General features: G+C 70.9%; 24 protein-coding genes. 13 read left to right on the forward strand and 11 right to left on the reverse strand.

What is annotated here, in order from left to right; genetic code table 11:
* Nucleotides 1-103: 103 nt before the first annotated feature.
* From BMW88_RS25670 to BMW88_RS25680, 4 genes are all read left to right on the forward strand, one after another.
* Nucleotides 104-595 carry a hypothetical protein gene (locus BMW88_RS25670; protein WP_089954907.1) on the forward strand — a complete coding sequence of 164 codons (492 nt, stop codon included), beginning with the start codon at nt 104-106 and terminating at the stop codon, nt 593-595.
* Between the two features lie 174 nt (nt 596-769).
* On the forward strand, nt 770-1,012 hold the full coding sequence (locus tag BMW88_RS44055) for an NADPH-dependent FMN reductase (RefSeq protein WP_177221309.1): 243 nt from the start codon (nt 770-772) through the stop codon (nt 1,010-1,012).
* On the forward strand, nt 982-1,737 hold the full coding sequence (locus BMW88_RS43455) for an ester cyclase (RefSeq protein ID WP_281249447.1): 756 nt from the start codon (nt 982-984) through the stop codon (nt 1,735-1,737). The genes BMW88_RS44055 and BMW88_RS43455 overlap by 31 nt, the downstream gene beginning before the upstream one ends.
* Before the next feature lie 46 nt (nt 1,738-1,783).
* A complete protein-coding gene (locus tag BMW88_RS25680; protein WP_089954909.1) occupies nt 1,784-2,716 on the forward strand; it encodes an NADP-dependent oxidoreductase in 933 nt (310 codons plus the stop codon).
* A gap of 842 nt (nt 2,717-3,558) precedes the next feature.
* Here the strand turns inward: BMW88_RS25680 and BMW88_RS25685 are convergent.
* On the reverse strand, nt 3,559-4,029 hold the full coding sequence (locus tag BMW88_RS25685; RefSeq protein ID WP_089954912.1) for a MarR family winged helix-turn-helix transcriptional regulator: 471 nt from the start codon (nt 4,027-4,029) through the stop codon (nt 3,559-3,561).
* Between the two features lie 102 nt (nt 4,030-4,131).
* Here BMW88_RS25685 and BMW88_RS25690 point away from each other — a divergent pair, with 102 nt between their 5' ends.
* Both BMW88_RS25690 and BMW88_RS44060 read left to right on the forward strand, forming a co-directional pair.
* A complete protein-coding gene (locus tag BMW88_RS25690; RefSeq protein WP_089954913.1) occupies nt 4,132-4,539 on the forward strand; it encodes a hypothetical protein in 408 nt (135 codons plus the stop codon).
* 286 nt (nt 4,540-4,825) lie between these two features.
* The gene (locus tag BMW88_RS44060) at nt 4,826-4,954 is read left to right on the forward strand and encodes a hypothetical protein (RefSeq protein ID WP_281249446.1); all 129 of its coding nucleotides are present in this window, start codon (nt 4,826-4,828) and stop codon (nt 4,952-4,954) included.
* A 118-nt stretch (nt 4,955-5,072) separates the two neighbouring features.
* On the opposite strand, the gene BMW88_RS25695 is transcribed toward BMW88_RS44060, so the two are convergent.
* Nucleotides 5,073-5,978, reverse strand: coding sequence for an oxidoreductase (locus BMW88_RS25695; protein WP_089954916.1), 906 nt, complete (start codon nt 5,976-5,978; stop codon nt 5,073-5,075).
* A gap of 131 nt (nt 5,979-6,109) precedes the next feature.
* Between BMW88_RS25695 and BMW88_RS25700 the strand changes: the two genes are divergently transcribed.
* Nucleotides 6,110-6,973: a helix-turn-helix transcriptional regulator gene (locus BMW88_RS25700; protein WP_089954917.1), complete on the forward strand. Its 864-nt coding sequence runs from the start codon at nt 6,110-6,112 to the stop codon at nt 6,971-6,973.
* Nucleotides 6,974-7,021: 48 nt separating this feature from the next.
* On the forward strand, nt 7,022-7,885 hold the full coding sequence (locus BMW88_RS25705; protein WP_218148209.1) for an AraC family transcriptional regulator: 864 nt from the start codon (nt 7,022-7,024) through the stop codon (nt 7,883-7,885).
* Here the strand turns inward: BMW88_RS25705 and BMW88_RS25710 are convergent.
* The 3 genes from BMW88_RS25710 to BMW88_RS25720 are packed head-to-tail and all read right to left on the reverse strand — an operon-like array spanning nt 7,863 to nt 11,643.
* Nucleotides 7,863-9,032 (reverse strand): hypothetical protein, encoded by a 1,170-nt coding sequence (locus BMW88_RS25710; protein WP_143116240.1) that lies wholly within the window; start codon nt 9,030-9,032, stop codon nt 7,863-7,865. The two genes, BMW88_RS25705 and BMW88_RS25710, sit on opposite strands and share 23 nt — an antisense overlap.
* 38 nt (nt 9,033-9,070) lie before the next feature.
* Entirely contained in the window at nt 9,071-9,937 is an 867-nt protein-coding gene (locus BMW88_RS25715) for an SDR family oxidoreductase (RefSeq protein WP_245778048.1), read from the reverse strand.
* A gap of 35 nt (nt 9,938-9,972) precedes the next feature.
* Nucleotides 9,973-11,643 carry an AMP-binding protein gene (locus BMW88_RS25720; protein ID WP_089954924.1) on the reverse strand — a complete coding sequence of 557 codons (1,671 nt, stop codon included), beginning with the start codon at nt 11,641-11,643 and terminating at the stop codon, nt 9,973-9,975.
* A 112-nt stretch (nt 11,644-11,755) separates the two neighbouring features.
* Here BMW88_RS25720 and BMW88_RS25725 point away from each other — a divergent pair, with 112 nt between their 5' ends.
* Entirely contained in the window at nt 11,756-12,517 is a 762-nt protein-coding gene (locus BMW88_RS25725; protein ID WP_218148210.1) for a helix-turn-helix transcriptional regulator, read from the forward strand.
* Complete coding sequence (locus BMW88_RS25730) at nt 12,518-12,940, forward strand: nitroreductase family deazaflavin-dependent oxidoreductase (protein WP_089954927.1); 423 nt, start codon at nt 12,518-12,520, stop codon at nt 12,938-12,940.
* A 32-nt stretch (nt 12,941-12,972) separates the two neighbouring features.
* On the opposite strand, the gene BMW88_RS25735 is transcribed toward BMW88_RS25730, so the two are convergent.
* Together BMW88_RS25735 and BMW88_RS25740 are read right to left on the reverse strand one after the other, a co-directional pair.
* Nucleotides 12,973-13,536: a TetR/AcrR family transcriptional regulator gene (locus BMW88_RS25735; RefSeq protein WP_089954930.1), complete on the reverse strand. Its 564-nt coding sequence runs from the start codon at nt 13,534-13,536 to the stop codon at nt 12,973-12,975.
* Nucleotides 13,537-13,555: 19 nt separating this feature from the next.
* A complete protein-coding gene (locus BMW88_RS25740; RefSeq protein WP_089954932.1) occupies nt 13,556-14,731 on the reverse strand; it encodes an MFS transporter in 1,176 nt (391 codons plus the stop codon).
* Between the two features lie 198 nt (nt 14,732-14,929).
* On the opposite strand from BMW88_RS25740, the gene BMW88_RS25745 reads away from it, so the two are divergent.
* The gene (locus tag BMW88_RS25745) at nt 14,930-16,150 is read left to right on the forward strand and encodes a glycoside hydrolase family 16 protein (RefSeq protein WP_089954934.1); all 1,221 of its coding nucleotides are present in this window, start codon (nt 14,930-14,932) and stop codon (nt 16,148-16,150) included.
* 91 nt (nt 16,151-16,241) lie between these two features.
* Here the strand turns inward: BMW88_RS25745 and BMW88_RS25750 are convergent, their stop codons facing one another.
* Genes BMW88_RS25750 through BMW88_RS25760 form a run of 3 tightly spaced genes read right to left on the reverse strand, consistent with a single transcriptional unit; the run spans nt 16,242 to nt 18,127 of the window.
* Nucleotides 16,242-17,099, reverse strand: coding sequence for an ornithine cyclodeaminase family protein (locus tag BMW88_RS25750; protein ID WP_089954936.1), 858 nt, complete (start codon nt 17,097-17,099; stop codon nt 16,242-16,244).
* Nucleotides 17,100-17,109: 10 nt separating this feature from the next.
* Nucleotides 17,110-17,286: a DUF397 domain-containing protein gene (locus BMW88_RS25755; RefSeq protein ID WP_089954938.1), complete on the reverse strand. Its 177-nt coding sequence runs from the start codon at nt 17,284-17,286 to the stop codon at nt 17,110-17,112.
* A 10-nt stretch (nt 17,287-17,296) separates the two neighbouring features.
* Complete coding sequence (locus BMW88_RS25760) at nt 17,297-18,127, reverse strand: helix-turn-helix domain-containing protein (protein WP_177221310.1); 831 nt, start codon at nt 18,125-18,127, stop codon at nt 17,297-17,299.
* A 103-nt stretch (nt 18,128-18,230) separates the two neighbouring features.
* On the opposite strand from BMW88_RS25760, the gene BMW88_RS25765 reads away from it, so the two are divergent.
* Both BMW88_RS25765 and BMW88_RS25770 read left to right on the forward strand, forming a co-directional pair.
* Complete coding sequence (locus tag BMW88_RS25765; RefSeq protein WP_089954942.1) at nt 18,231-18,443, forward strand: HC3 family zinc finger protein; 213 nt, start codon at nt 18,231-18,233, stop codon at nt 18,441-18,443.
* The gene (locus tag BMW88_RS25770; RefSeq protein ID WP_089954945.1) at nt 18,425-18,673 is read left to right on the forward strand and encodes a hypothetical protein; all 249 of its coding nucleotides are present in this window, start codon (nt 18,425-18,427) and stop codon (nt 18,671-18,673) included. Before BMW88_RS25765 ends, BMW88_RS25770 begins: the two co-directional genes overlap by 19 nt.
* A 28-nt stretch (nt 18,674-18,701) precedes the next feature.
* Here the strand turns inward: BMW88_RS25770 and BMW88_RS41120 are convergent, their stop codons facing one another.
* Nucleotides 18,702-20,807, reverse strand: a complete 2,106-nt coding sequence (locus BMW88_RS41120) for a hypothetical protein (protein WP_143116242.1) — start codon at nt 20,805-20,807, stop codon at nt 18,702-18,704.
* Nucleotides 20,808-20,810 lie beyond the last annotated feature (3 nt).

A 20,810-nucleotide genomic window follows, 5' to 3' on the forward strand; every position in this document is an offset into this window, starting at 1 on the left:
GTTGACACATCAACAAAGCGCGCTATTGTTGATGTGTCAGCAAAAAGGGGCGCCGAGACCTCCGCCCGGAGAGCTCGCCACCCACGACTTCCAGGAGCAGGCCATGTCAACGCGCAACCTCGTTCTCGCCCTGCCGCTCGCGGCACTGACGATCTCGACGGGCGCAGGCGCCGCCGGGACGACCGCGGTCGCGGACACGACCACCGTCACGACCACCGCCACCGGGGGGCACACGTTCCCCCAGGACAACGGCCTGCGCCTGCGCGCCGCGCGCACCGGCGAGGTCCACCTGATCCTCGACGGCCGGAAACACCTGATCCCGAACCCGGAAACCCATCGCAACCTCTTCGGTGACGACCAGACGGTCCGGCTGGTCATCACGCTGGACAACATCGCCGGCAACGGCCCGTTGTCCGACGGCGCGCACCTGGCCAGGACCACCGATGACGACACGGTGTACCTGATCAGCAACGGCCTCAAGCGCGAGATCCTCCCCGCCGCACTGGACGAGTTCCGCTTCGACCGGCAGCGGATCCGCACCACCGCGCCGGAGGTCCTCCGCGACCTGCCCGCCGCGGCTCCGCTGACCGCGTGATGCCCCACCGGCGCCCGGGTGTGTCCACCTGGGCGCCATCCAGTCCCCGACACGTCGACACGCCAAGACAGCGCCGGCCGCGGGACGCGAGCGACGTGCTCAGTTGTTGATACATCAACAAGCTGACCGCTACTTTGTTGACACGCCAGCAAATCTTCCGAGAAGGTGGCGAACATGACCCGCATCGCGATCGTCCTGGGCAGCACGAGGCCCGGCCGGGACGGCGAGGCCGTGGCCAAGTGGGTGCACGGCATCGCACGCGATCGGGACGACGCCGAGTACGAGTTGGTCGACACCGCCGATTTCCGCCTGCCGCACCTGGACGAGGTCATTCCCCCGGCACTCGGCAGTACACCCGGCCCCACACCGGGGCGTGGGCGGACAAGATCGCCTCGTTCGAGGGGTACGTGTTCGTGACGCCGGAGTGCAACCACTCCACCTCGGGCGCGTTGAAGAACGCCATCGACTTCCTCCACCGCGAGTGGCACAACAAGGCGGCCGGTTTCGTCAGCTACGGCACCGCGGGCGGTACGCGGGCCGTCGAGCACCTGCGGCTCGTCATGGGCGAGCTCCAGGTGGCCGACGTGCGGAACCAGGTCGCCCTCTCGCTGTTCACCGACTTCGAGGACTTCAGCACCTTCCGGCCGGCCCCGCACCACACGGCCGCGGTCGGCGCGCTGCTGGACCAGGTGGTCGCCTGGAGCGCGGCGCTGGCTTCGCCCCGGACGGACGTCAAGGAGGTCGTGCGCCGCAACACCGAACAGGTGCAGTCGGGCGGCGACTCCGCCTTGTTCGAGGAGCTGTTCGCGGACGGCTTCGTCGACCACACCCCGCAGCCCGGCACCACTCCCGACAAGGACGGCGTGCGCGCGCTGTACCGCGCTCTGCGTTCGGCGTTCCCGGACTTCTCCGCGAAAATCCACTGGCAGACCGCCGAGGGCGACGTGGTGACCACCCACAAGACCTGCTCGGGCACCCACCTGGGCGAATTCCTCGGCATCGCGCCCACGGGCGAGCACGTCGAGTTCGAGACGGTCGACGCCATGCGCGTGCGGGAAGGCCGGATCACCGAGCACTGGGGCGTGGCGAACCAGTACTCCGTCCCGCGCCAGGTCGGCGTGCTGCCCGCCGCTGACCGATGAGCACCCGCGCCGGAGCTCACCCCACCCACCACCCGAGGAGAGAACGATGAAGGCGTTGGTCGCCCGCGCGTACGGTCCCCTGGAGGACCTGGAGATCGTCGACGTGCCCCGTCCCGTGCCCGGACCGGGGGAGCTGCTCGTCCGCGTCGAGGCCGCGGCGCTGAACCCCGTCGATGTCAAGCTGATCACCGGTGCCATGAAGGCCTTCGCGCCGATCACGCACCCGTTCGTGCCCGGCGTGGACGTCAGCGGCGTGGTCGAGTCCGTCGGGGCGGACGTCGAGCGGTTCGCCCCCGGTGACGCGGTGATCGCGTGGAACGGCATTCCCTCCGGGGCCTTCGCCGAGTACGCGCTCGTACGCGCCGACGACTCGGCGGCCGCACGCCCCGCCGGTCTGGACGCGCGCCGCGGCGCCGCCCTGCCCACGGCCGCGCTGACCGCGGCGGCCCTGCTGGACTTGGCGAAGCCCGCGCCCGGCTCGACGCTGCTGGTCGTCGGCGCGAGCGGCGGCATCGGCGGCTACGCCGTGCAGCTCGCCAAGCGCGCCGGTGCCACGGTGCTGGCCACCGGCAGCGGCGAGGACCGGGAGCGGCTCGGGCGGCTGGGCGCCGACGACGTGGTCGACTACCGCGCCGAAGACATCACCCGGTGGGTGCGGGACCGGTTCCCGCAGGGCGTCGACGCGGTGGTCGACCTGGTGGCCGCCGGACCCGGCCTGGCCTCCTCCGCCGCCGCGGCCAGGCACGGCGGCGTGCTGGTCTCCCCGCTGGGCGGCCCGCCCGCCTTCGACCGGGGTGTCACCGCCTCCTACACCGGGACCACCACGCCGGCCGGCCGCCTCGCCGAACTCGCCACCTTGGCCGCCGAGGGCGCGCTGCAGGTCGAGATCGCCGCGGAGTACCCGTTCGCTGAGGTCCGGCAGGCGCTGCTGGACTTCACCCGCCAGCACGTCCGCGGCAAGTTCGTCATCACCTCCTGACCGCCGACGAGGACGAGCCGAAGGGCGAGGCGGAGGTCGGGTCCGGTCAAGCCGGCACCGGGAGAACCGCCGTGATCGTGGCCGGACGCCACATCGCCCTCGGCGACCGTGGGGTGCACGGCTGGCGGTCGCTGATCGGCCCGTGGTCCTCCACCGACGACGGCCGGTGGCCCCGATGACCGGTGCGGCGCACGGCATCGCGCACGCGGAGGTGCCCGCACCGGGCATCTCCGCCCTGCACGGCGCGCAGGTGCGGGCGGCGCTGCCGGAAGAGCACCGCCCCGCGCCTTCCGGCACACCATGCGCCGCCGCCCGCGCTGCCGGGGCACCCACCCGCGACTTCCTCGGCAGCCTGACGGGAAGCGCCTCCCCTCGTCCACCCGCTGCCGAGCGCCGAGCTGGTCGTGGACCTCGGCGGGGTGCAGGCGGCGAGCCGGCCTGGCCTCGCTCAGCGCACCCGCGGTTCGACCCGGCCATCAGCGGCGCTGGTCCGGTGCGGATCCTCCTGCTCGGCAGCACGCCGTTCGCCGGGGAGATCGCCGCGTTCCGCGAGGCGCGGCAAGCCGGTCCCGGCGGTTCGGTGCGGCGTGCTGAACGGCTACCGGGGTTCGGTGCCCCGGCTGGCCGCGCCCGCCCCGCGCAGCGCCCCCACTCCGGCCCCCTGGGAGGGGTAGCGCCTCATCCCCGGACCGGATGCCCGCTCGTGACGGAGCTCCGGCCGAACCCGTTGATCGCGATCACCCAGCCGGCCGCGGGCAGCTCGGTCGGCGACAGGACCTCGTGCCGGTGCGGCCGCGACCCTGGCTCCGCGCGTCGGGCGGAGTGGTCATCGACGCGGCCGGTCAGAGGTGCTCTTTCGCGTCCTGCGCGAGTCGCGCGCCCAGCCTCTCGAACACCCGCGTGAGCGTCGCCCGCTCGCGGTCGGACAGCAGGTCGAAGGAGTACCGGCGCACGGTCTCGACATGCTCGGGAGCAGCGCCCTCGACGGCCTCCCGGCCGGAGTCGGTCAGCCGCACCATGAACCCCCTGGCGTCCTCGGCGCACTCCTCACGCGCCACGAGCCCGCGGTTCTGCATGCGCCGCACCTGGTGCGACAACCTGCTGCGGTCCCAGCCCACGGCCCGTCCGAGCTCCCGCATCCGCAGCACGCCGCCCTCGGCCTCCGACAACGGGGCCAATACCGCGTAGTCCGCCCCGGAGAGCCCGGCATCCCGCTCCAGTTGTCGCTCCATCGCCCGTTGGAGCTCGCCGCTCAGCACCCGGTACGCCCGCCACAACCGGGCCTCGTCCTCGTCGAGCCAGCGCGCTGCCATCCCCCCACGCCACCAGCTATGTTGACATATCATCAAAGCAAGTGTCCTGGACGGTGCCGCACGACTGCCGGCGCCAGGGCGGCGGTGGGACAGGATGGACGCATGAACATCACGGGCAACCGCTCGAAGCGGCGCATAGGGCACAACCTCGCGGTCGCCGCCGGACTGCTCGCCCTGACCGGTGCCGCGACATGGATCTTCCTGCACCCCCTCATGGGCGCCGCCGACCCGTCGACGGGCACTCGGACCGGGAACACGGCGGGAGTGATCGCCTGCGGTGCCGCGTTGGTCATGCTCACGGTCGGCGGGACCTTCTTCGTCCGCCCGCTGCTCGTGGCCCCGGCGGTGGCGCTCTCCTTCACCGCGGTGTGGACCTGGCTGGCCGCCACGAGTGACGACTCGGGCCTCTGGGCTGTCGGAGCGGTGCTCACGCTGATCGGGTCGGTCATCGGGACGGCTGTCGTCGCGACGGTCACCCACGCCGTCCGCGTGCGGTTCTCCCGCGGGTGAGAGCCGGCGGCGAGTCGATACCGCTCGTGGGCGGGACGACGACTCCCGCGCCCGGTCTTCCTCCGGCCCGGCGGCACGGGTACCGCTCGGGCATCGACCTCGGCACTGCCGCGTCGCAGGCTCGCTCTTCAGCCACCTTGCCGCCACCAAGCCGCTCCGGTGCCGTCGAATCCGCCCGAGGCCGCGCACCGATGTGCGGCCGGACCGCAAAGTCTTCGTCGACCCGGCGTGACCGCTTGCCAACCTCTCGACCGCCGCGCGGGCGTGATCACCCCGGCCAGGTGTGGTGATCACGCCGGAGGGTGCCACCGCGCACCGGGTGGTCCAGCGCGAGGACCTGGTGGCGCCGCGCTTCGACCGCGTGTTCACCACGTTCTTCCGGGACCCTGACCGCTCGGCGGGTCGCCCGCGGTGACGTGGCCTCCGCGTCCGCGGTGCCGCGCCTTCGGCGACCCGGCCGCAGTTCCACCCGTTGCCGTGCGTTCCGCGCGGGCAACGCACGAGCCGATCCGCGGGCGATCCCCGGCGACGGATCAGAGATAACTCACCCCGGTCAACCTCTCCGCCGCACCCCAAAGCCGCCTGCCGACTTCCGGATCGGCCGCTTCCCGGCTGAGCCGGGCCTCGGCGACCCGGCCGCGGATCTCCCCCAGCCCGGCTGGGCCGAAGAACTCGCCGCCGCGCAGCCCGGGATCGGTCGCCGCGCGCAGCTGCGGCAGCGCGCCCTGCTCCACGGGCTGGGTCGCGAGCAGGCCGGCCCGCGCGATCACCTCTCCGAGCCGGCCGCGGTGCTCCCAGGCGCGCGGGGTCAGGTTGGTGCGGGTGACACCGGGGTGGGCCAGGGTGCTGATGACCGGTGACCCGGCGGCGCGCAGCCTGCGGTCGAGCTCCAGGCCGAACACGGTGGTGGCGAGCTTCGACCGGCCGTAGGCGGTGGCGGCCCGGTAGCCGCGTTCGAACATCAGGTCGTCGAAGTCCAGGTGGGCTCCCCTGTGGGTGATCGAGCTGAGGTTGACCACCCTCGCCCCGCCCGCCGCGGTGAGGGCGTCCAGCAGCAGGCCGGTCAGCGCGAAGTGGCCCAGCAGGTTGGTGCCGAGCTGGAGCTCGAAGCCGTCGGCGGAGGTGCGGCGAGGCCCGAGCAGCACCACGCCGGCGTTGTTGACGAGCAGGTCGACCGCCGGGTGGTCGGCGGCCAGGCCCGCGGCGAAGGCGCGCACGGAGGCGAGGGACGCGAGGTCCAGCTCGCGCACCTCGGTGGAGCCCGCCATGCCGCGGGCGGCCTCCTCGCCCGCGGCGGTGTTGCGCACGGCCAGCACGACGTGCGCGCCGCGGCGGGCCAGCTCGGTGGCGGTGACGAGGCCGAGGCCGGAGTTCGCGCCGGTCACGACGGCGACTCGGCCGTTCTGGTCCGGGATGAGGTCGGTGGTCCATGCCGTCATCTGTGGCTCCTGGGGCGTGTCGGGGGTGTCGTCGGCGACGCTAGGAGCGCTCGGCGGGAACTCGGTCGTTCCCGGTTGCCCAGGTCTGGCAGACCTACCTTCGGCCACCGGCGCGACGGCACACTGGTGACATGGACAGCCCTCATCCGCACGCACGTGAGCTCGGGGAGTTCCTGCGCGCCCGCCGCGGCCGGCTGCGCCCGCACGACGTGGGACTCGAGCCGGGCGGCCGGCGCAAGGTCAGCGGGCTGCGGCGCGAGGAGCTCGCGCTGCTGGCCGGGCTGAGCACCGACTACTACCAGCGGGTGGAGCAGGGCCGGGACGTGCGCCCGTCCGACGACGTGCTGGACGCGATCGCCGGGGCGCTCGGCCTCGACGACGGAGAGCGCCGGCACCTGTTCACGCTGGCCCGCGCCGCCCGGCGGCCGGTGCCCGCGCGGGTGAACCGCGCCCCCGAACGCGTGCCGGACAGCACCCGGCGGCTGCTGCGGGTGATGGACACCCCCGCGCTCGTGCTCGGCAGGCACCTCGACCTGCTCGACTGGAACCCGGCGGCCGAGGCACTGCTCGGCTCACCGGAGGACTACTCGCCCGACCGCCTCAACATGCTGCTGCTGATGTTCGGCGACGCGCTCACCCCCGAGCGGAGCTGCCCGCACTGGGAGCAGCAGGCCTTGGACTACATCGGCATGATGCGCACCGCCGTCGCCGCGGACCCCACCCACCCGCGGGCCACCGCGATCGTCGGTGAGCTGAGCATCCGCAGCGCCGAGTTCCGCCGGCTGTGGGCCCGGCACGACGTGCGCGAGTCGGTCAGCGGTACGAAGACCTTCCACGTCCCCGAGGTGGGCGACATCACCCTGGACTGGGACACCTACCCCCTGCCGGGCAACCCGGGACCGGTCATGCTGATCTACACCGCGGAGGAGGGCAGCGCGGACGCCGACCGGCTGCGGCTCCTCACGTCGTTGCGCGCGACGCGCTCGCGAGGGTGACCTCCACGAGCTTGCCCGATCATCCTGCGAACGGAGAACATCGACGGCGTGGATGAACTGCGCGCGTTGCTCGCCAAGCACGCCCGGCCCGACCTGACCACGCCCATCGAGGACGTCCTGGTCTCCAGGACGACCGCGGGCGGTCCGCCGGTGCCGTCGATGACCGGCACGATCCTCGCGTTCGTCGCCCAGGGCCGCAAACGCATCGCGCTGGGCGACCGCGTCCACGACTACCGGGCCGGGCAGTACCTGGTGGCCTCGGTCGACCTGCCGATCACCGGCAACTACGTGGACGTCAGCCCGGCGGAGCCCGCGCTCGGCATCGGCCTGGTCCTGCGTCCGGACCAGGTCGCCGAACTGGTGCTGCGCAACGACCTGCCGAGGGAGACCCGCACCCCGGAGGGCCTGGCCGTCAGCGACGCCACCCCGGAGCTGGCCGACGCCGTGACGAGGCTCGCGCGGCTGCTGGACAGCCCGCGGGACGCACGGGCGCTCGCCCCGCTGGTCAAGCAGGAGATCCTGTGGCGGGTGATGACCGGCGAGCAGGGCGCCGCCGTCCGCCAGCTCGGGGTGCGGGACAGCGGGCTGAGCCACATCTCCAGGGCCGTGCGGTGGATCCGGGAGAACTACGCCGAGTCGTTCAAGGTGGAGAACGTCGCGCGGGTCGCGGGCATGAGCGAGTCGGCGTTCTACCGCAACTTCCAGGCCGTCACCGCGATGAGCCCGATCCAGTTCCAGAAGCAGATCCGGTTGCAGGAAGCCCGGTTGCTGCTCGCGACCAGCCGGGACGTGACCGGCGTGAGCCACCGCGTCGGCTACGACAGCCCGTCGCAGTTCAGCCGCGAGTACCGCCGCCAGTTCGGCACGACGCCGAGCCGCGACGCGACGCTCAGGCCGCGATCCGTTCTCTGACGGCCAGGTACACCGCGCGGACCTCCAGCGTCCGCTCGACCTTCTCGATCACGGGAGCGAAGAACTGGCGGCGGTGCTCGGCGTCGCTCATCGAGATGACCGCGAAGTACATGCTGCCGAACGCGGCGAACAGCGTCGCGTTGCGCAGCATCGCCGACGGCACACCGGGGACCACCGACTCCTTCGCCGGCGACCCGATCCACTGCTCGGCGACCTCCGGCGTGACCACGATCAGTCCCAGCACGACGAAGAACGAGAACAGCGCGAGCCCCACCACCGCCGCCTGCACGAGCTGGCGGATCGCGAGCACCACCAGCAGGTTGCGCAACTGCCGGCCGTTGAGCTTCTTGGCCTGCAACGGTTCCGCGATCTCCACACCGGACAGGGGCGTGCCCTTGCAGGCGAGCGCCAGCACCTCCGGCCGCAGGTCCTGCTCGACCCTGCCGATCTCGTCGCGCAGCCGGGCGGCCGCGGCGAGCACGGTGATCGCGGCGAACAGCAGCACGATCAGGCTGACCCGCGGCCACCTCAGCCGGTCCATCGCCTGCCACAGCTCGCCGGTGAAGAACAGGAACAGCGTCACGAACAGCATCGGCGGCAACGCCCTGCCGAGCAGGTGCACGCTGTTGCGCAGGTCTTGGATCGTGTGCCGGATAGCGGCTTTCAGCAACGCGCCCAGCCCGTAGGTGGTGGCCAGCATGGTGGCCACGAACGCGAGCCCGAAGAAGATGGCGAACCACACCAGGGCGCCCCACACCGAACCGGGTGCCGGGTCACCCGCCGGCGCGGTGACCCGGTTGTCGATGGCGAACTGCACCAACGGCGTGATCACCGGCATCGCCGCGTAGAGCACGAGCACCAGCACCGTCGCGCGCGGCGAGAAGCTCGGCATCCGCCGCACGAACACCGAGAGCAGCACCCACGCGAACACCGTCACCGCGACGACCACCCCGAGCAGCACCCACCGCGACAGCCCGGACGACTGCTGCAGCACGAGCCACGCGAGGCTGCCGGCCGCCACGAACGCCAGCGCGGGCAGCATCCGCGGCAGCACGTGCGAGCGGAAGCCGTAGCCCTCGATCATGGTCGGCGCACCCTGCCGGACGAACCACTGCTCGGTCCGCCGCACCACCTCCGAGGGAACCATGGCGTGGATCATGCCTCACCGCTCGAAGAACCGTGCCATCACGCTGAAGTAGTGCGTCGGGGCGATGCGCGCGAGCGCGTCGAACACGTAGGCGTCCGGTCCGACCAGGATCCGCGCCTTGCCCCGCTCGACGCCGCGGTGGATGATCTCGGCCGCCCTGTCCGCGGTGGTGAGCGCGATCTTGTCGAAGTCCGCGGCGAGCTGCTCCAGCGAGCGGCCCTTCCCGTCGGGATCGGTGTGGATGCGGGCGTTGCGGACGATGTTGGTCTTGATGCCGCCGGGGTGCACGGTGACGGCGGAGACGCCCGTGCCGCGCAGCTCCTGGCGCGGACGATGTTGGTCTTGATGCCGCCGGGGTGCACGGTGACGGCGGAGACGCCCGTGCCGCGCAGCTCCTGGCGCAGCGAGTCGGTGAAGCCGCGGACGGCGAACTTCGCGGCGCAGTAAGCGCTGTTCTTCGGGATGCCCAGCAGTCCGTAGACGCTGGAGGTGTTCACGACCACGCCGTAGTTCTGCTCGACGAGCTGCGGCAGGAACGCGCGCGTCCCGTTGACCACGCCCCAGTAGTTGATGTCGAACAGCCAGGAGTCGTCCTCCGGCACGGAGTTCAGCACGGTCGTGGAGGTGGCGACGCCCGCGTTGTTGAACACCGCCGCGAGCGGCAGGTCCAGCCAGGCCCGGACCTCCGCGGCGAACCGCCCCACGTCCTCCGCGTCCCGCACGTCGAGGACCCGGCTGAGCACCGGGCCTCTCAGCGACGCGGCGGTCTCGCCGAGACCCACCGCGTCGACGTCGGCGATGACCACCGGCGAGCCGAGCCGGGACAGCCGCTGGGCGAGGCTGCGGCCGATTCCCGACGCGGCTCCGGTGATCACGGCCGGGCGGCCCGCGATCTTGCGCATCATGTGGTGCTCCTGTCGTCGCGACGGCGGAGCCCACGTTAGCGGCGCAGCTCGGGGAACTGGTCGTCGCGCCACTCCCCCGCCTGCCCGCCGCCGTTCTCCTCGCGGACGCGCAGGTCGACGCGGCGGATCTTGCCGGACACGGTCTTGGGCAGCTCGATGAACTCCAGCCGCCGGATCCGCTGGAACGGCGCCAGGTTCTCCCGGGCGTGCCGCAGGATCTGCAGCGCCGTCTCGCGGTCCGGCTCCCAGCCCGCGCTCAGCGCCACGTAGGCCTTGGGCACCGCGAGCCGCAGCGGGTCCGGCGAGGGCACGACAGCGGCCTCCGTCACCGCCGGGTGCTCGATCAGCACGCTCTCCAGCTCGAACGGCGAGATCTTGTAGTCCGACGCCTTGAAGACGTCGTCGGTGCGGCCGATGTAGAACAGGTAGCCGTCCTCGTCGCGGCTCGCGATGTCACCGGTGTGGTAGTAGCCGCCGGCCATCGCCTCGGCGTTGCGCTCCTCGTCGCCGTAGTAGCCGACCATCAACGACATCGGCCGGTCCGCGAGGTCGACGCAGATCTCGCCCTCCTCGGCCGGCTCACCGGTGATCGGGTCGACGAGCACCACCGGAACGCCCTGCAACGGCCGCCCCATCGAGCCGGGTTTCACCTCCGCGCCGGGCACGTTGCCGACCGACAGCGTGGTCTCGGTCTGCCCGAAGCCGTCCCGCAGCGTGAGGCCCCACTGCTGCCGGACCTGGTCGACCACCTCGGGGTTGAGCGGCTCACCGGCGGCAACGACCTCGCGCAGCGCGCCCGGTCCGCCGCTGAGGTCGGCCTTGATCAGCATGCGCCAGACGGTGGGCGGCGCGCAGAACGTCGTGACGCCCCTGTCCCGGATCTGGCCGAGCAGCGCGGCGGCGTCGAACCGGGTGTAGTTGTGCAGGAAGATCGTCGCCTCGGCGATCCACGGCGCGAAGAAGCAGCTCCAGGCGTGCTTGGCCCAGCCGGGTGAGCTGATGTTGAGGTGCACGTCGCCCGGCCGCACGCCGATCCAGCGCATCGTCGTGAGGTGCCCGACCGGGTACGAGACCTGGGTGTGCTCGACGAGCTTCGGGCGGCTGGTCGTGCCGGAGGTGAAGTACAGCAGCAGCCTGTCGCCGGGACCGGTCCGCGGGTGCGGCAGCGGCCCGTCCGGCACGCCGGCCGTCTCGGCGAAGTCCAGCCACCCCGCCGCCGTGCCGCCGACGGCGATCAGCACGGTGCCCTCCGCCTTGGGCACGCCCTCGAACTTGGGGGCGTCCTCGGCGCGTGCGACGACGTGCCGCACGGCGCCGCGCGCGAGCCGGTCGGCGAGGTCGGAGGACCCGAGGGCGGTGGTGGTCGGCATGACCACCGCGCCGAGCTTCATCACCGCGAGCATCGACTCCCACAGCTCCACGCGGTTGCCGAGCATGATCAGCACGCTGTCGCCCCTGCCGACGCCGTGCGACGCGAGCCAGCGCGCGACGCGGTTGGACCGGCGGCGCATCTCGTCGTAGGAGTAGGCGCGCCCGGAGCCGTCCTCCTCCACGATGTGCAACGCCGTGGTGCCGTTGCCTTCGGCGATGACGTCGAACCAGTCGTGCGCCCAGTTGAAGCTGCCGGCGAAACTCGGCCAGCGGAATGACTCGGGGTCGGTGAGCATGAGATCGCGCGCGGCGCGGTAGGTGTCGTGAGCAGACATCGATGTCCTCCTTCGCTGGTGCAGAGGGTGGGGAGGACGGGCGACGCCGGGATACCCCCGGACGGGGGTGCACCCCTTTTCGAGGGTGCTCGCGTGGACGACACTGCACGGCGTGCTGCCAGACCGCTTCGAGGCGCTCCTGCCGCAACGCCTCGACATGCTCCGCCGGGCCACCGGCCTGCCCGTCGTGTTCGGCGGCGCCGTCACGCCCGGCCGTCCCTTGGTGCTGAGCAGCTTCTTCGGCACGCACGGCACGTCGTTGCACGGGTTGCGGGTCGGCACCGGCCGCGGCCTGGGCGGCACGGCGATCGCGATGGGCACGGCGGTCCGCGTGAACGACTACGCGGCGACCCGCGCGATCACGCACGAGTTCGACCAGATGGTGGTCGTCGACGAACGGCTGACGTCGGTGTTCGCCTACCCGGTGACGGTGCGCGGCACCGTGCGCGGCGTGCTCTACGGTGCCGTGCGCGGGCAGTCGACCGTCGGCGACCGGGCGATCAGGACGGCCGGCGTCATCGCACAGGGCTTCGCGGGGGACCTGGACATGCCTTCACTGCACACGCAAGCCGCTCTGCGCGAACTCGCGGAGGTCGCCAAGCTCGTCGGCGATCCGGTGCTGCGCGAGCGGCTCCGCAAGGTGCACCAGGACCTCGGTGGCGAGTCCCCGATCGCCGTGCCGACGGGGCTGACCCCGCGCGAGCTCGATGCGCTGCGGCTGGCCGCGGTCGGTGGATCGAACCGGGAGATCGCCGCCGAGCTCGGGCTGAGCACCGAGACCGTCAAGGCCTACCTCCGGGGCGCGATGCGCAAGCTGGGGGTGCACAACAGAACCGCCGCCGTCCACGCGGCGAGGTTGACGGGAGCGCTCTGAATGCCGTGGCAGCAGAAGGCCGTGATCGGCGTCGATCGGCTGTTGTACAGGCTGACCGGCGGCAGGGTCACCCTCGTCTCGTTCAGCGGGCAGACCGGCCTGACGCTGATCACCGTCGGCGCCAAGTCCGGTGCGCGGCGCGAGAACCAGGTCCAGTACGTGGCCGACGGTGCCTCGATGCTCGTCGTCGGTTCGAACTGGGGCAAGCCGCACCACCCCGCGTGGACCGCGAACCTGCTCAAGAACCCCGACGTCCGGGTGAACGTGCGCGGCGAGGTCCGCGACGTGCGGGCGGAGCTGCTCGCCGGGGCCGAGCGGGAAGCGGCCTGGCGCAAGATGGTGGCGGCGTGGCCCGCGTTCGAGGACTACGTCGAGCGGTCAGGGGGCCGCGAGCTGCGGGTCTTCCGCCTCACCCCGCGCTGAGCCGCACGCGGCCGCGGCGCCGGGCGCCGGCCTCACCTCGTCCTCCCGAGGTCGTCGAGGTACATCCGGACGAGCTGGTCGTAGGTCTCGTCGAGCCCTTCCGGCAGGCCGAACCCGCCGCTGGCCTCGATCGACGCGAAGCCGTGCACGATCACCCGCAGCCGTCGCGTGGCGTGGACCGCCTCCGAGCCCTCCAGGCCGTAGCCGCGCAACGTCGAGAGCATGACCTCCAGCAGCTTCCGGCCCGCGTGTGCCTGGAGTTCGTCGTGCAACGGGTCCACCGGCATGGCCGCGTAGCGCTTCGGGTGTTCTTTGACGTACGCCCGATGCGCGTGCATGAGCGCGGCGACGGCCTCGTCGCCCGCGAACCCGAGCACGGCACTCGTGAACCGGTCGGCCATCTCCTCCAGCACCCGCGCGCCCACGTGCCCGCGCAGCTCACCGAGGCTAGCGACGTGCTTGTACAGCGACGGCGTGGCCACACCGGTGCGGGCGGCGACGGCGGCGAGCGTCAGCCCCTCGATGCCGTGCTCGTCGACCAGGTCCAGTGCGGCGTCCACGACCTTGGCGGTGGTGAGACGTGGGCGAACAGCCATAACCGAAAAGCTAATGTGATTAGCTTGCGTTGTCAACGCGGACGCGCGGCCGCAGGTGGCGTGCCAGAGCGGCTCCGGCCGCCAGCACGACGAGCCCGCACACGCCGAGCCAGCCCAGCCGCGCGTAGGCCTGAACTCCCAGCCATGACCCCACCGCACCGCCGAGATAACCACACGTCATGTAGGCGGTGTTGAGGCGCCCGCGATGCGTGTCGCTCAACGCGTACATGCGCACCGTGTTCGCGACCATCCCGCACCGCATCGCCACGTCGAGCACGAGCGTGCCGGCCACCAACGCGACCAGGCCGCCGTGGCCACCGGCGGCCCCGGCCGCCAGCACGACCGCTGAGCCGATCACCGCGAGTACGCACACGAGGTTCACCGGGTCCGGCCCGCGCCGGTCGACGATCCGGCCGGCGAGCGGCGTCACGAACATCGTCGCGGCGTTGACGAGCGCCAGCAGCCCCACGGCCTGCGCGCCGTGACCGTAGAGCGGTCCGGTGAGCAGCAACGCGACGCTGCCCCACACCGCGCTGAACGCCCCGAAGATCGTGGCCTGGTACCAGCAGGACCGCCGCAGCTCGGGCTCGGTCCGCAGCAGCCGCAACGGTTCCAGCACGAGACCCGGGTAGGACCGCCGGGTGTGCGGCTCGGTGCGCGGCAGCGCCCGCCACAGCGCCACGGCCATCACGACCGAGAGCCCCGAGGCCACCAGGTACGGCGCCCGCCAGCCCAGCCACTCGCCGAGCACCCCGCCGGCCGTGCGGGCGAGCAGCATCCCGCCGATCGAGCCGGCGAGCACGGTCCCGCTCGCCACGCCCCGCCTCTCGGGGGACACCATCCCGGCGACCATCGGGCCGATGACCGGTGCGACGACCGTGGCCACGCCGGCCGCGACGCCCGCGGCGAACAGCGGCCCGAACGACGGCGCGAGACCCGCGGCCGCGAGCCCCAGCCCGGTGACCGCGAACAGCGTGGCGATCAGCGGCCGGTACGGCACCCGGTCCCCCAGCGGCACCAGCAGGAAGATCCCGCACGCGTACCCGATCTGAGCGGCGGTGACCACCAGCGCCGCCCGGTCGGGAGCAAGCAGGAGCCCCTCGGCGACCAGCGGGGTGATCGCCTGCGGGAAGTAGACGTTGCCGACCGCGACCCCGCAGGCGACCGCCGCGAGCCAGAGCATCCCTCGAGCCATGGTCTGAACCTGTAGCTCCCACCTCCCGCGTGCAACACGATTTTTCCGCCCCTGAACCCGCTGGTCAGCGGCTAGATCTCTTGAGAGCGCTCTCATAGGACAAAAAGATGAAAACGTTTACACGTTGACCGCCGGTCACGGCATGACAACACTTCCGAACCACTGGGCGCACAACCAACACCCGGAAAGGTCGGTTCGATGCCTCGACGCATCGGGACGGCCCTCGCCGCCGCCTTGATGGCGGCCGCGGGGATCACCGTCGCCACCACCACCCAAGCTCCCCCTGCCAATGCGGCGGTGATCTGGGCCGACGAGTTCAACGCCCCCGCCGGCACGGGTGTCGACGGTGGCAAGTGGCAAATGGAAGTGGGCAACAACAACGGCAACAACCGAGAGTCGCAGTGGTACCAGGCCGGTACCTCCAACGCTGCGCACGACGGCAACGGCAACCTCGTGATCACCGCCAAGCGCGAGAACCCCGGCAACTACCAGTGCTGGTACGGCCGTTGCGAGTACACCTCCGCCCGCATCAACACCGCGGGCAAGTTCACCAGCACCTACGGCCGGTTCGAAGCGCGGATGAAGATGCCGCGCGGCAAGGGAATCTGGCCGGCCTTCTGGATGCTGGGCGCCGACATCAACACCGGCAACCCGTGGCCGAACTCCGGTGAGATCGACATCATGGAGTTCCTGGGACACCAGACGAACACCGTGTACGGCACCATCCACGGTCCCGGCTACAGCGGTTCGGGCGGCCTCCTGCACCAGTACAACGGCCCGAACTTCTCCGACGGCTTCCACAACTTCGCCGTCGACTGGCGTCCGGGTGAGATCGTGTGGTCCGTCGACGGCCAGGTCTACGGCCGCAAGACGCCCGCCGACCTCGGTGGCCGCCAGTGGGTGTTCGACAAGCCGTTCTTCATCATCATCAACCTCGCGGTCGGTGGTGAGTGGCCCGGCTACCCGGACGGCAGCACCACGTTCCCGCAGCAGCTCCTGATCGACTGGGTCCGCGTCTCCAACGACAACCCGCCGCCCACCGGCGGCACGGAGATCCGCGGTATCGGCGGCAAGTGCGTCGACGTGGCGTGGGCGAACACCGCCAACGGCACGCCCGTTCAGGTCGTGGGCTGCAACGGCAACGCCGCGCAGAAGTGGAGCCGTCCCGGTGACGGCACCATCCGCGCGCTGGGCAAGTGCCTGGACGTCAACGGTGGCGGTGTCGCGAACGGCACGGTGGCCCAGCTCTGGGACTGCAACGGGTCGGCCGCACAGCAATGGGTCGTCACAGGTGCCAGGGACATAGTGAACCCCCAGGCGAACAAGTGCCTGGACACCGTCGGAGGCTCCTCGGCCGACGGCACCAGGCTCCACATCTGGGACTGCCTCGGCGTCGCCAGCCAGAAGTGGCAGGTATGACGTTTCTCCCGGCCGGCCGCGAGGCCTGACGGGAGAAGCACCGCGCTGGACGTGAACCCCCGCGGCGGAAGGGTTCGCGTCCAGCGCACTGTCACGCGAGCAGCCTCGCGACCGCCCAGTCCTGCACGGCCACCCCTACGGACTTGAACACGGTCCGGCCCTGCCGCAGCGGCGGGTTGTCCAGCGCCGCCCCGAGCTCCACCAGCGACTCCAGCCGCAGCACCCCGGAGTGCACCGCCCGGATGATCTCCCCGGCCTCGCTCAGCGCCGCCTCGACCTGGTCCACCACCACGACTTCCGCGGTCGCCAGCAGTTCTTGCGGCAGCTCCCGCATCACCGGCCGGTACGACCCGATCGCGTTGACGTGCACCCGTTCCTTGAGGGAGTCGCCCGAGAACAGGGGCATCGTCGACGCCGTGGCGCAGCACACCACGTCCGCCTCCCGGACCGCTTCGTCGGCGTCGGACGCGATGTCCACGACCGTGTCCGGCAGCTCGTCCTCCAGCCCCGCCAGCAACGCCTCGGCCTTTGCGGCGTCCCGGTTGAACACCACGAGCTTCTTCAACGGCCGCACCGCGTGCACGGCCCGCACCTGGTCCGCGGCCTGGGCGCCGGCCCCGATCAGGGCGAGGTGCGAGGCGTCCTCCTCGGCCAGCAGGTCCGTCGCCACCCCCACGACCGCGCCGGTCCGCAGGGTGGTGAGCGGCACCGCGTCCGTCACGAACTGCCCGTCCGGGTGCGAGTAGACGAGCGTGCCGGTGATGACCGGGTCCCGCTCGATCTCGATGCTGACCACCTTGACCGCCGTCGACCCGCTCGGCCGGTGGTGCGCCGCCATCACCAGCGACCGGCTCCCGCCGAACGCCTGGCGCGGCGGCAGGTCGAACTCCCCCGCCGTGAGCCCGATGAACGCGGCGCGGACGGCTTCGATCGCTGCGGGCATGCTCATGGTTCGGATGTTAACGACCGGTGCGCCGACGCCCTCGGGTGACGTTCGCGAGGAACGCGGCCCACGCGGCCGAGCCCACCTCGATGTGAGCGGCGGGCGCCTTGCTGTCCCGGATCCCGACGCCGGTGGCGACTTCGACGCAGTCACTCGCGTTCGCGCTGTGCGTGCTCTTGCGCCACTCGGCCATACACGTCTCCTCACCCGGCGATGTCCTCGATCAACCTCCTGGATTGTTCCTCGTCCAACGCCGTCCGGGCGAGTGATTCCACCACCGCGTCGTAGCTCTTGATCGGCAGCGGCGCCTCGATGATCAGACTCGCGTTCTCGCTCTCCACGAACACCACCGGCTCCACGTTGTGGAACCTCATCAACACGAACGGACCCGAGTGCCCCGCGTGTGCACCCAGCGACGTCGGAATCACCCTGATGACGACATATGTCCGTCTCGACACCTGGGCCAAATGCTTCAGTTGTGCACGCATCACCTCCTCACCGCCCACCGGTGTCCTCAGCACCGTTTCGTGGAGGTAGAACGTCGCCTTCAGGCTCGGCTGGAGTGCCTTCTTCCGCGCCGCGCGCGCCGCAACGCGTTCCTCCACCTCGTCTTCCGGAACATTGGCGTTCGCTTCGACAACAGCGCGCGTGTACTCGGGGATCTGCAACAACCCGTGCACCACCAAGGGCTGCCAGCTCACGAGCGTCTTCGCGGTGGCCTCGTGCCGGACGAGCGTGCGCGGCTGGATCGGCTCGGCGGCGCCGTGCTCTTGAAGCCACCCCTTGACGTTGGTGGCGCGAAACAGCGCGAGGAGGTGCTCGCGCTCCTCCGGTGGCGTCCGGCAGGTGCCCAGCAGCAGCGCCAGCTCCAGCTCCGTCGCGCCGCCCTTCCCGTTCACGAGGTCGGAGATCTTGGCCTCGTTCCAGCCGACGAGCTCGGCGACGGCGCGCGACGTCATGCCCGTGGCCGCGATGGCCGCGCGGAGGCCTTCCCCGAACTCACGACCTCTTGCGGTGGAGAATCTTTTCGGCATGGCGAGAACGGTAACGGCATTTCCGCGCACCCCGGAACGTTCGGCCACAACACAACCCCAAAGGGCGTTAGCTTGGAGCACCTCCAAGGCGCACAATAATTGTGTGAAGTTTCGTTGGGCGCCCCACGAGGGGCTGCGACACGCCATCCCCGACGAGCTGACCAGGGGGCAGCTCGTGGAGACACTGTGCGGCCATCCCTTTGTGCCGCACCAGGTCAGCCTGTGGCGCGACAAGAACATCTGGCCGACGTGCCGCGATTGCGACGGCGTCTGGCGCGAGAGCGAGGGGATCCTGCCATGGCCGCGGAAATCTTGACCGAAGACCTGCTGCGCATATCCCTTCAACGGCTCTCGCGTGAGGTGGTGAAGACTTATCCACAGTTCGGCGAGTTGCTCGCACAGAATATGTTGCGCACCTGCGGCCTGATTCCCGACGTCGAGCGCGCGGCGCGCTACCGGGAGCTGGGAACGCTTCTCACCGACCTCGGCCGGCTGTACCTGGCCGAGGCGGACATGCTGTCGACGGTGGACCTCCCACCCACCTGAACGCCGACGTCTGTCCGCGTTCGGAGGGCTAACGCGAGTTCTCATCGTCAGGAGGCGTCGGCGGCGGCGCCTCCCGGGACTCGCTCGGCGAGACTTCCCCCGCACCCGGCGAAGTCCTGCCCTCCACGTCGCGCTTGAACGCCTCGCCTTGCTCCTTGAGCCGGTCAGCCATCGCCTCAGCCCGGTCCTTGAACGCCTCGCCCTGCTCCTCGAGCCGGTCAGCCATCGCCTCAGCCTGGTCCTTGAACTCTTGCGACGCCGGGGAGGAGTCCTTCTCCGCCAGCCCCTTCTTCAGGCCGGCGACCCAGCCGTTCGCGATATTCTTCGCGGCCTCGAGCCCTCCGGATTTGTAGGCCTCCGCGAGCGACTCGCCGATCTTGCCCATCGCGCCGCTGTCGTTGAGCTGCCCGAACCCGTCCCACACCTTCGCCAGCATTTCACCGAAGAACTGCGTGAGGTAGTCGGCAGCAGCCTCCTTGTCCGCCTTTTCGCCCTTGTCTTCGTGATCGCCGCCATCCCCTCGGTCGCCACCGCCGCTTCCGCCACCGCCACCGTTGTCGCCGCCACCACCGCCACCGTTGTCCCCGCCGGCCGTGCTGTTCCGGGAGTCGCCCGGTCGCTCGCCGTTTGCGGTGGACCGCTCACCGGATGCAGCCGCTGCGGAGGACGAGCCCCGGTCTGGCGTCGTCGATCCGGAATCGTCGCTGGCCGACGCTTCCACAGCGTGGTTCACGTGGTCGGATGTGGCCGCGTCCGGGTTCTCCTGCTGGAGCGCCTCGGAGATCTCGTCGCCCGGATGTATCGGCGAGGCGTCGTCAACCGCCTGTGTCGGGTTCTCGACGCTCTCTCCGGGCCGATCCGGGGAGAGCTGGGAGGTCGTGTCCTTCGTCCGAGGCATCTCGACTGCTTCGGAGCCAGGACCGATTTCGCTCGAGGTTTGGTCAGAAGGAGCACCGGCGCCTGTCCCGTCCACCGACGCGGTCGCGGTGTTGCCGGACATCACATCCACCCGAACCGCCGTCGGCGAGACGCTCTGCTGGTCCGTCGCTGTCAGCAGGACCGCACCCGGCGACGGCTGGTCGGCTGCCTGCGTGAACCAGTTGCCGTCCCAGCGCGGGTCCTGCGGCCTGAGCTCGAGCTCCAGCTCTTCGGTGTCGCCCGAATCCTCAACCGGATCGGTGAGCTGCTCGGCGGGCGGCTGGGTGTCGTCCGGCTCAGTGCGGTCGCTGTCCTCCGACCCGGTCGCTTCGGCGCTGTCGTTCTCCGCCTGGTCGGCGTCGGCCTGATCCGCGTCGTCGTCAGCCTGCTCCCGCGCCGCGTCGTCCGCGTCAGCGCGATCGTCCTCGGCCCGCTGCTCTTCAGCTTCGACACGATCGTCCTCGGTCTCAGTCCGATCAACGTCGTCATCCGCACGATCAGCGTCATCCCCGGCCCGATCGGCATCGTCCTCAGCCTGCTGATCATCGATGTCGTCTCGATCGGCGTCTTCGACACGATCATCGTCCTCGGCCTGTTCCTCAGCCCTGGGATCGTCCTCGACCGGGTCGACAGGCTCGTCGTCATCGACCGGATCCTCATGATCTTCAACGACCGGATCGTCGTCGTCCACCGGTTGATCGTCATCAACCGGATCATCCCGCTCTGCGTCCGCAGCAGGTTCGTCCTCGTCCGCCGGGTCATCCGGCTGCTCGTCGGCAACCGGCTCGTCATCGTCGGCGGGCTCGTCATCATCCGCGGGGCCATCGTCGTCCACCGGATCGCCATCGTCCACCGGTTGATCGTCATCAACCGGACCATCCCGCTCTTCGTCCGCAGCAGGTTCGTCCTCGTCCACCGGATCATCCGGCTGCTCGTCAGCAACCGGCTGGTCATCGTCGGCTGGATCGTCATCGTCCACCGGATCGTCATCGTCCACCGGATCGTCATCCGCGACCTCGGCGTCAGACGCGTCGGGTTCGTCGTCGTCCACCGGATCGTCATGGGCGTCACCGGAATCGTCTGCAGACTCGGACGGCTCGGGGCCGTCGTCGTCCACCGGATCGTCAAAGCCTTCCGCAGAGGTGTCCGAGTCTTCCGCAGAGGTCGGTGGCGGCTCTTCCGGCGCCTCCGGCCCGGTGTCACTCGTCTCGTTCACAGA

The organism is Lentzea xinjiangensis (assembly GCF_900110955.1).
In the GTDB taxonomy this organism is placed as follows: domain Bacteria; phylum Actinomycetota; class Actinomycetes; order Mycobacteriales; family Pseudonocardiaceae; genus Lentzea; species Lentzea xinjiangensis.